The 9,821-nt window shown below is 58.6% G+C and carries 6 protein-coding genes; 3 read left to right on the top strand and 3 right to left on the bottom strand.

Annotated elements, in window-relative coordinates; genetic code table 11:
• Nucleotides 1-2,196: M10 family metallopeptidase C-terminal domain-containing protein (locus tag QN224_RS31590; RefSeq protein ID WP_283979881.1), on the bottom strand; the 2,196-nt coding region annotated here is incomplete at its 3' end.
• A gap of 868 nt (nt 2,197-3,064) precedes the next feature.
• On the opposite strand from QN224_RS31590, the gene QN224_RS31585 reads away from it, so the two are divergent.
• Nucleotides 3,065-5,254 carry a bifunctional diguanylate cyclase/phosphodiesterase gene (locus tag QN224_RS31585; RefSeq protein ID WP_283979880.1) on the top strand — a complete coding sequence of 730 codons (2,190 nt, stop codon included), beginning with the start codon at nt 3,065-3,067 and terminating at the stop codon, nt 5,252-5,254.
• A gap of 324 nt (nt 5,255-5,578) precedes the next feature.
• On the opposite strand, the gene QN224_RS31580 is transcribed toward QN224_RS31585, so the two are convergent.
• Nucleotides 5,579-5,932 carry a low affinity iron permease family protein gene (locus QN224_RS31580; protein ID WP_283979879.1) on the bottom strand — a complete coding sequence of 118 codons (354 nt, stop codon included), beginning with the start codon at nt 5,930-5,932 and terminating at the stop codon, nt 5,579-5,581.
• Between the two features lie 164 nt (nt 5,933-6,096).
• A complete protein-coding gene (locus tag QN224_RS31575) occupies nt 6,097-6,984 on the bottom strand; it encodes a helix-turn-helix domain-containing protein (protein ID WP_283979878.1) in 888 nt (295 codons plus the stop codon).
• A 183-nt stretch (nt 6,985-7,167) separates the two neighbouring features.
• On the opposite strand from QN224_RS31575, the gene pobA reads away from it, so the two are divergent.
• Together pobA and QN224_RS31565 are read left to right on the top strand one after the other, a co-directional pair.
• Nucleotides 7,168-8,340, top strand: a complete 1,173-nt coding sequence (pobA, locus tag QN224_RS31570) for a 4-hydroxybenzoate 3-monooxygenase (protein WP_283979877.1) — start codon at nt 7,168-7,170, stop codon at nt 8,338-8,340.
• Between the two features lie 258 nt (nt 8,341-8,598).
• The gene (locus tag QN224_RS31565) at nt 8,599-9,771 is read left to right on the top strand and encodes an ABC transporter substrate-binding protein (protein ID WP_283979876.1); all 1,173 of its coding nucleotides are present in this window, start codon (nt 8,599-8,601) and stop codon (nt 9,769-9,771) included.
• Nucleotides 9,772-9,821 lie beyond the last annotated feature (50 nt).

Raw genomic sequence — 9,821 nt, 5'->3', positions numbered from 1 at the left:
ATTGTTTCCGGTGCTTCCGGTGCCGTTGATGTTTCCGCTGCCAAGCAGCGCCAGATTCTCGACCGTGCCCAGCACACGCGTGGTGTCGGCCAGGCTGAAGCTGATCAGGGACTGCACCGTGTCGGTGCCGGAGGAGCCGGTCAGGCTCTCGTTGACGATGTCACTGGCATTGTCGACGACGTAGGTGTCGTTGCCGCCGAGGCCGCGCATGTTGTCGGCGCCGGCCCCGCCATTCAGCACGTTGGCGCCGGCATTTCCTGTCAGGACATTGTTTCCGGTGCTTCCGGTGCCGTTGATGTTTCCGCTGCCAAGCAGCGCCAGATTCTCGACCGTGCCCAGCACACGCGTGGTGTCGGCCAGGCTGAAGCTGATCAGGGACTGCACCGTGTCGGTGCCGGAGGAGCCGGTCAGGCTCTCGTTGACGATGTCACTGGCATTGTCGACGACGTAGGTGTCGTTGCCGCCGAGGCCGCGCATGTTGTCGGCGCCGGCTCCGCCGTTGAGGTTGTTCGCGGCGCCATTTCCAAAGAGGTAATCGGCCCCGGAGCCGCCTTGCGCGTTCTCAATCACGACGCCATTCGCGATCGTGAAGCCGCCGAATATACCTTCGGCGGCAGAAATGAATCCACCACCTCCGATCTCGTAACGAAGCGTTGCTGCGCGCAGGTCGATCTGAACGCGGTCCGTGCCGGTATACTGGATCTTGTCGGTACCGCCTGTATCCCAGATCGCCTGAAAATAGGTGCCCGGCCCATTGGCCGAGGGAAGAAAATAGGTGGTGTCGCCCGAGTTGGTCGATGTATTCGCTCCATACATCTGCTGCAGCACGGCGATATCAAGCGCCATAGGCCCGCCGACACTCCCATAGTCCAGCGGGGGATTCCCGTATGCGGCATCAAACCCAGGATTATATGACATCATTGTGTAGATGCCCTGGTTGAGAAGGAAATCGCCATAGGCATCAAACGGCGAAGTTACGCCGGCCATAATCGCCGACCCGCCGCCGGCGTCATGCGGGTGCGCCAAACCCATGCCATGGCCAATCTCGTGGATGAGCGTGTAAAAACCGTCTCCGCCGGCAGCAAGCGATGCATCGTTCCAGGCTTGCCAGTTGAATACTCCGGCCCCGTCGACGGCGTAGTTCACGCCGTCGATCGTTACGATGCCGCCCCCGACGTTCCAATAACCAGCCGCCTCGACCTCAGTGGCGTCGCCTTGCACCATCATGAAGTCGGCCTGGCTTGGGTCATCGACATAGTTGAACTGGACGTTCGTCACGGCGGAGAACGTCGCAAACGCAGCCACAGCAGCATCGATCTCGCTCTGGAACCAGATTTCCGGATCAAACGTGAAGCCGTCTGCGTCGGTGAAGGAGGTGACATCCGTCTGGCCGCCAACAAAATAGACGTTGATCGTGCTCGGCGATGCTTCGTTCCATTCGATCGCGTCCGTTGGCGACGCGACGTCAACCTGCAAGGTGTACTGGCCGGAACTCGTGTTGTATTCGGCGCCGGCGGAGAGGAAGTAGCTCGTGTGTGTCGCCTGGAAAGTATACTGGATGACGCCATCGCTGGAGCCGGCAAAAGCCCAATCGATCAGACCGCCGGCGCTGTCTCTCAGCTCAATCACGAGGTCCGTCAATGGTGTAGCGCCGCTGCCGGACAAGGTGACGGTGTAATACTGGTCGGCAACGGTGTTGACCTGGTACCAGTCGTCATCCCAGTTCGTGTCTGCGACCGTGGTACCCGTGACTTGGCCGCCGATGGCAATCGAGGCCGGCGTAGCAATCGATTCCGGGATGTCATCCTGATACACCGATAACCGATAGTTACCGGTAAGGTTTTCAAAGCCGTCAACGGCCAGGTAGTAGGTTCCCGAATAGCTGGCGGTGAAGGTGGTGAACGACGAAAGTGCGGCGTTCGCGTCGCCAATGGCCGAGTTCTCGATCGTTAAAGGGGAGGTATCGTCGCTGTCGCCGACATATGTCCCTGAGGAATCGTAGACGGCGAGCACACAGTCGAAAAGCTCCGACGCTATGGTCGAGTCCCCAGTTAGATTGATGCTGTAGGTGACGCCGGCAATCAGTTCGATCGCGAACCAATCAGAATCTTGCGCTGTCTCGATCGTATTTAGAACTTCATCGCCAACCACCATCGAGCCCGCGGTTGCGATGGTCTGCCCCGTAGTGTCCACCATAACGTCCCCATAATGTCGCCAGACGATCAAAAGCCAGGGCCACTACGTGGCGGTTGTACGATCCGAGCGATCGGCTACATTGCTACGCTATGCCCATACGCAACTGTCCGGTAGCATGATTGCTAAACGAATACCAATAGTACTCTCGGTTGTGACGTTTTTTGCCGCGCCGGTCGCTTCAGAGGCTATGGCGGCGTCCCGTCGTCCGCCCGTCCGATGCGACGAAGCTGCACCCGTCGCGGCGTTGCCTCTTGCCGGCAAGCGCACGTTTGAAACACTAGACGAGTATCTGGACTATCGCGAACGGCTTGGGCACACGGACAGGCCATACTATCGGCGGATCGCGCAAGACCGTTTTCAGTACATTGCCGGTCGCGCCGGCCCAGGCAGGGTTTACACACGCGAGCAACTACTGAGAGAGTTCGGGTTTGCCTGTTAGGTCCTCTATGATGAATGTCGTTTAGCGTCACTGGCTCGTTCAACAAAGGCCGGCCCAGCTCTCGCCACGACCGCTATTGCTGTGTGCCCTCCCGCATTTCCGCTCCACCAGCGAGCATTTTACCTTCAAGATGTGGCCGTCTATCCAGCCAACGTTCGACCGCTTACCCGGCAACGGCCGCTTTAAAAAGCGTGTCGAAGAAGGTTCCCATTCCGCCTCGTGAGATAAAACGAAGAATCTCATGTACCCGAATCGCGGGCAGGATGCGACGATCTCGCCGAGATCGGCGGTGTTGGCGAGCGTGAAGGTCAGGCTGCTGGTGCACAACCGGCATCAAGGATCTTTTCGCAATCCGCGTGGCACCGATCTGAGTGGCAGATATTTATTCTTTAACACGGAGCAGATACGAGAGAGAGCGAGGTTACCCGAATGAACTACGAAAAACTTGCTCTTCTTTTGAAGTCGATCCTGCCCTTGGCAATCGCATTAAGCCTGGTCAGCGGTGTGTACTTGGCACTTCTTTGGTCGGCACAGCAGTCCGACGCGGTGGCTATCGCGCGACAGAAGCAGCTGATCGAGCTTGTCGTTTCGAAAATGCAAAGCAGCATTGCCCATGATCAGGAGAGTTCAACGGTCTGGGATGATGCCGTCAGAAGAGTAACGAAAGATTGGGATCGTACGTGGGTCGATTCGAACCTCGGCAGCTGGATGCACAGCTATTTCCGGCATGACGGCGCTTTCGTGATCAGCGCAGATCTTAAGCTGATGTACGCGTATCTCGCCGGGGAGGCGGAAGAGGAAAAGGCCTTCAGCCGGGTCGAGCCGCAAGCAATGCCGCTTATACTCAGGCTGCAGAAGAGGCTTTCAGAAGGAGATCAGGAAGGAACGAGCGATCAGGTTCTCTCGATCGGCGAAAGTGATCTTGTTCGCGTTGAGGGCCGCCCCGCCATTGTCAGCGTAAAGCCGATCGTGTCGGATACAGGAGATATAGAACAGGAGCCCGGCAGGGAATTCCTGCACCTAGCGATCCGGTTCCTGGATGGCGATTTCCTGACCGAGATTAGCGACGAGTACCTCTTTGAAGACATGCGGTTTTCCGTCGTGACGGATCTGGGGGAAACGCGTTCGTACGTGCCGTTGGCCTCCGCTTCCGGTGAAGTCATAGGATACTTCTCCTGGCTTCCGTTCAGGCCGGGTTCCAACATCATGGCGGCGGCAACGCCGGTGCTTCTTGTTTCCGGATTGTGCCTTCTTGTACTCACGACCGTGCTGAGCGCTGTTCTCAGGAGGCGATCAAGACGCCTCCAGGCGAGCCAGGCGGAACTCACCCATCTGGCGCTGCACGATCCTTTGACAGGGCTGGCAAACCGTGCGTCCTTCAATAGTCAGCTGTCGCGGGTGGTCGACACTGCTGCCGCAGATCAGGCGATTGCGCTTCTGTATCTGGACCTCGATCGTTTCAAGCAGGTGAATGACACTCTCGGCCATCCGGTGGGCGACAGGCTCATGGTCGAGGTCGCCCGCAGATTAAAGGATACCGCCGCTCACGCAGCTGTTATCGCGCGGCTTGGTGGCGACGAGTTTACGATCGTACTTCAGCAGATCCCGCAGGACGAAGTGGAGCGACTCTGCGGCGCGCTGATCGCGGCGGTGCGGCGACCTTTCGAAATAGATGGGCAGCCCGTCCTCATCGGCCTCACAATCGGCGTGGCACTGGCCACCGGGGATGCCGCCGATCCGGTCGAAATCACGCGTAAGGCTGATATTGCCCTTTATCACGCCAAGTCCGCGGGAAAAAACCGTTACGCGATCTTTGGTCCCCACATGGATGAGCTTGTGCAGATGAGGCGCGATCTCGAACGCGACTTGCGTTCTGCACTGGATGGCGGCCGTCAGCTCGAAGTCTTTTATCAGCCCGTCTACTCCGCGGTGTCGCGCGCGATCGTCTCGCTCGAAGCTTTGCTTCGTTGGCGGCATCCGACGAAGGGTATGATAACTCCAGATGCATTTATTCCTCTTGCAGAGGAAGCCGGGTTGATAGATCGCCTGGGCGCCTTTGTTCTGAGAGAGGCCTGTTCCACGGCCCGCGACTTCCCGGGCTTGAGCGTCGCCGTGAACGTTTCTGCAATTGAATTGAAACAGGAAAGCTACGCCGGGCAAGTGCTCTCGATACTCCGGCAGTACGATATCCAGCCAACGGTATTGGAACTTGAGATCACAGAGACGACGCTCATGGACGACGCCGGCATTTGTGAGAGGAATATCGCCCAGTTACGGCAAGCCGGTGTTCGCTTCGCGCTCGATGATTTCGGCACGGGGTTTTCTTCCTTCAGCCGATTGCAAAGCCTGGATGTGGATCGCATCAAGATCGATCGCTGTTTCATTGAAGGGTTCGGCAGTGTAGCCGGAAGCGAAGCGATCGTAAGATCGATCATCAGTTTGGCCCATGCGAAGGGACTGCGCACCACTGCTGAAGGTGTTGAAACTGGCGAGCAAAGCCAGACGCTGCAGGAGTTCGGCTGTGATGAGCTGCAAGGCTACCTGCTTTCCAAACCGATGCCCAAGACGTCGCTTATCGAACTGCTCGGTGCTGTAAGGGGGCAAACAAGCACAGGTTGATCCGCAACCAAGCCCAACCGCCATTCAGGCGCCGACGGGTCGCGTTTCACTTCGAATAGCCAGCCATTGGTCGACGCAGAGAATTTAGTTCTTTAAGTCGGTGGATCGCGTCGTCCGCGCCGAAGGTCTTCAACATTCCCCGGATCTGATTCCTCACTTCAACTCGCATGGCGACGAGTTCCCCTGTGCACGTCGCAGTCGGGGGGGCTTCCTAGTCTCCGTTTCGTTCGTGTCCGCTTGCCGGCGCTCGAGGTGCGTATTTTTCTCCAGCGGAGTGGAAAGCGGATCTGAAGATGTAGCGCCGTGGAGCATATATAAAGTTCGTTATATCGTGGTCTGACAGACTCTGTCTTGCCCGTCAGCTTCCTCTTCGAGCCGCTCCACTGCCGCCGCAATGTGCTCTGGCTGTTCGTGCTCGAGCCCAACTACCTCGTTCCGGGTCTCACGCATTGACACAATGATCTCGTCGAGCTTGGCATGGATTGCCGCCGTATCGCGATAGTTTTGGATCAACACGACGCTGGTAATGATTATTGCTACTACTGACAGTGCATAGGTGATGACGTTCGTGAAGCCGAAAGGTACCAGGGCGGTGCTGCCAATCATCGCCACGATCACAAAATAGAAGCCGGGAGGGCGAGAAAGAAAATCAGCCATTCGAAAAAGAAAGAGATTCACTGTCAGTTCTCCGCAAATCGGCGCTCTCATTAACGCGCCAATTCAGATCTTGTTCGGATTAGGTAGCTTTGTTAAATCGCCGACGAAGTTGTTTTCTGACGCAACCGCAATCTGGCCGCTTTGATCGAAAGCTGCGAGAGAAAGGCCGGTCCAGGCGCGTACTGTCAGACGCCGAGCTTTTCCCGCTCCGCGATCCGCCAGCTCCGCGGCGTTGTCCCAACGTGACGGACGAAGAAGCGTGAGAAATATGCCGCGTCTGAAAAGCCTAGGCGGAAGCTAATCTCCTGGACGCTCGCGCGGGTGAAGACAAGCTCACGACGCGCGGCATTCAGGAGCCTTTGTGCGATGACCTCGTGAACGCTCTGCCCGGTTATCGCCCGGACTACGCGGTTTAGATGAGTCGGCGACAGCCCGAGTTCACGCGCATAGAACGCAGCCGGCTGGTGCGTTAGGCAATGCTGCCTCAGCAGGGCGTTGAAGCGCTCCATCCGCCGCTCGTTCTCGCTTTCCACCGCAGACTCGCCGGTTTGCGGCGCTTCCGCCTGCCGTGCCGTGAGTGTCAGCACCGTCGAGAGGTAAGCATCGAGAAGGCCCGTGCGGTGGCTGCGCCGCGCCGCCCATTCGCCTGCCAAGCGCTGCAATGTCTCGGCGATGTAGCGCCCGTCATCGCTTTCCGCCAGTGGCGTCAGGCAAGCCGTAGACAACCAGGTACCCAGTCTGCTGCGGTCTCCCGGCGCAACCGGCAGGTGGGATGCGAGAACTGTGAACACAAAACCGTCGATGTCGCGGGAAAAGCGGAAGCCGTGACTGACCGTGGGCGGGATGGTGATGACGACCGGGGGCGAAATCGCCTGCAGCGTCTCGCCGAATATGGCATCGCCCGCGCCCTCGGCGATGTACAGGATCTGAAAGAAGCTCTCATGGCGATGAAGGCCGATTTCCCAATGGTGCAGACGGCTACGCGAAGCGATCGTCTCGCAATGCAGCCAGAAATCCGGGCGTTCCCCGGACTCCTCGCCGTAAAGCTCATATGTCGGGACTGTTCGCCTCATCTTACCCACTCAGCGCCAATGTTCCATAAGTGCAATTTCTTGGCTGAAATGTCCATTGAGACAAGCGCGAGCGGCGCGCAAACTTCCTGACAAAAGACAGTTTTGGTGTGCGCGACGGCTGCCGAAGCGCATTGCCGCGTTGTCCAAGTTGCATCGATCGAGGCGGTCGATGGGAGGAGGTGCATGCGAACCCAGGTCGTTATTATCGGCTCGGGCCCGTCGGGTCTGTTGCTCGGGCAACTGCTAACACACGCGGGCATCGACAATGTTATCCTCGATCGTGCCAGCAAGGATCACATCCTCGCCCGGGTGCGGGCCGGTGTACTGGAAGAAGGGACCACGCAGCTGATGGACCAGGCGCGGTCCGGCACCCGCATGCATGCCGAAGGGCTGCCGCATGATGGGTTCTCGCTTGCCTTCGACGGTCGCGACCATCGCATCGATCTTTTCGGGCTGACGGGCGGCAAGCGTGTGATGATCTACGGCCAGACGGAGCTTACCCGCGATCTGATAGATCGCCGCCAAGGGGAGGGGGCGCTGTCGATCTATCAGGCTGCCAACGTTCTGCCCCATGATTTCGAGGGTGGCGCGCCTTACGTTACCTATGAGGGGAATGGCGTCACGCATCGGATCGACTGTGATTTCATCGCTGGATGCGACGGGTTTCATGGGGTAACCCGAAGGTTCGTGCCCGAAAAGGCCGTCCGCACTTTCGAGAAGATCTACCCTTTTGGCTGGCTCGGCATCCTCGCCGACGTGCCGCCGGTCAGTCATGAACTGGTTTACGCTAACCATCCGCGCGGCTTCGCGCTCTGTTCGATGCGGTCCCTGAGCCGCAGCCGTTATTACATCCAATGCTCGCTCGATCAGCGGCCTGAGGAATGGAGCGACCAGCGCTTCTGGGACGAATTACGCCGTCGCCTGCCGGCCCACCACGCTGAACGAGTGGTGACAGGGCCGTCCTTCGAGAAATCGATCGCACCGCTTCGATCCTTCGTCGCCGAACCGATGCGATTTCATCGTTTGTTTCTTGTGGGCGATGCCGCCCACATCGTACCGCCGACCGGGGCCAAAGGGCTGAACCTTGCCGCAAGCGATGTGCACTATCTGTTCGAGGGTTTGTTAGAGCATTATCAGGACCGCTCCAATGGCGGCATCGACGCCTATTCGGTGCGTGCGCTTTCACGCGTCTGGAAGGCAGTGCGCTTCTCCTGGTGGATGACGACGATCATGCACCGTTTTCCGGACACCAGCGACTTCGACCAAAAGATCCAAGAGGCCGAGCTCGACTATCTAACCCATTCGCGAGCGGCCGCAATGGCGCTCGCGGAAAACTATGTAGGTCTGCCGTTTTGATCACGACTCGTTACCATTTGAGCGGCCAGGCAAATGACCGGCATCGGGATGGAAACTTGCAGCGACGCCTTACCTTTAGCAGGAGATCTCTGCGCGCAAGCTTTGTCACGGCAACATAACCCACCAGTTATGGGAGGAGCGCTGACATTTCATTTTATATCACTGCTGGACATGACAGACTGACGACGACGGAGTTGGACGCAAATAATTAGGCGGTGCCGGACGGATGCGAGCCGGGTATCGCGGGGAGGAAAAAAAATGAAACGGATCGTTCTCGCCGTACTGGCGGCACTGGCAGTGAGTGGCGCAGCTGAAGCCGACACGATTAAGATCGGGGTAATCGGGCCATTCTCCGGGCCTTTCGCGCTACAGGGCAAGAATTTCAAGGCAGGCATCGACGCCTACATGGCGCTGAACGGCAGCAAGGTCGGCGACGACGACGTCGAGGTCATCTACCGGGATGTGCCGCAGGCAGATCCGGCCCAGTCGAAAGCATTGGGGCAGGAGCTCGTCGTCAAGGAGGGCGTACAGTATCTCGCCGGCTTCTATTTCACCCCCGACGCGATGGCGGTGACGCCGCTGCTCGAGCAGGGCAACGTGCCGCTGGTGATCATGAATGCCGCGACCTCGGCGATCGTCACCAAGAGCCCGCTGGTCGTGCGCACCTCGTTCACGCTCTGGCAGACCTCCACGCCGATTGCCAAGGTCGCGAAGGATGTCGGCGTCTCGAAGGTCATTTCGGTCGTCAGCGACTATGGCCCTGGCGTCGATGCCGAGAACGCCTTCAAGAAGGGGTACGAAGCGGTGGGCGGCGAGATCGTCGAGGCGATCCGCTTGCCGCTCGCCACCAATGATTTCTCGCCGATCATGCAGCGCATCAAGGATTCGGGCGCAGAAGGCGTCTTCGCCTTCCTGCCGTCCGGCCCGACGACGCTTGGTTTCGTCAAAGCTTACAACGAAAACAGGCTCAAGGATGCAGGCATCAAGCTCTTTGCGCCGGGCGACCTGACGCAGGAGTCCGACCTTCCGGCGCTGGGTGAAGCTGCGCTCGGCCTTCAGACGACCTTCCACTATGCCGTCTCGCACGACTCGCCCGAAAACAAGGCCTTTGTCGAAGCCGCCGGCAAAGCGATCGGTAATCCCGCCGAACTTTCCTTCCCTGCCGTTGGCGCCTACGACGGCATGCACGTCATTTACAAGATGATCGAGGCGACGGGTGGCGAGCAGGACGCGCAAAAGGCGGTCGACGCGGTCAAGGGGCTTTCCTGGACGAGCCCACGCGGGCCGGTCTCGATCGACCCGGAATCGCGCCATATCATCCAGAACATCTATCTGCGCGAGGTCGCAAAAGCCGAGGACGGATCCTATTACAACAAGGAGATTCAGACCTTCGAAAAGCAGGGCGATCCCGGTCTTGCGGCGCTGAAATAGCAACGGCCGGCTATTCCGATGCGGGGTGGCGGATAGACCCCGCATCATCG

The organism is Sinorhizobium sp. 7-81 (assembly GCF_030124405.1).
GTDB classification, from domain to species: Bacteria; Pseudomonadota; Alphaproteobacteria; order Rhizobiales; family Rhizobiaceae; genus Sinorhizobium; species Sinorhizobium psoraleae.
The sequence above is the reverse complement of the archived record's forward strand: the minus strand, read 5'-3'. Positions and strand labels throughout refer to the sequence as shown.

Excerpts from the sequence above, each read along its gene's own strand:
- QN224_RS31565 (WP_283979876.1), top strand. The coding sequence starts at position 8,599 with ATGAAACGGATCGTTCTCGCCGTACTGGCGGCACTGGCAGTGAGTGGC.
- QN224_RS31585 (WP_283979880.1), top strand. The coding sequence starts at position 3,065 with ATGAACTACGAAAAACTTGCTCTTCTTTTGAAGTCGATCCTGCCCTTG.
- pobA (WP_283979877.1), top strand. The coding sequence starts at position 7,168 with ATGCGAACCCAGGTCGTTATTATCGGCTCGGGCCCGTCGGGTCTGTTG.
- QN224_RS31575 (WP_283979878.1), bottom strand. The coding sequence starts at position 6,984 with ATGAGGCGAACAGTCCCGACATATGAGCTTTACGGCGAGGAGTCCGGG.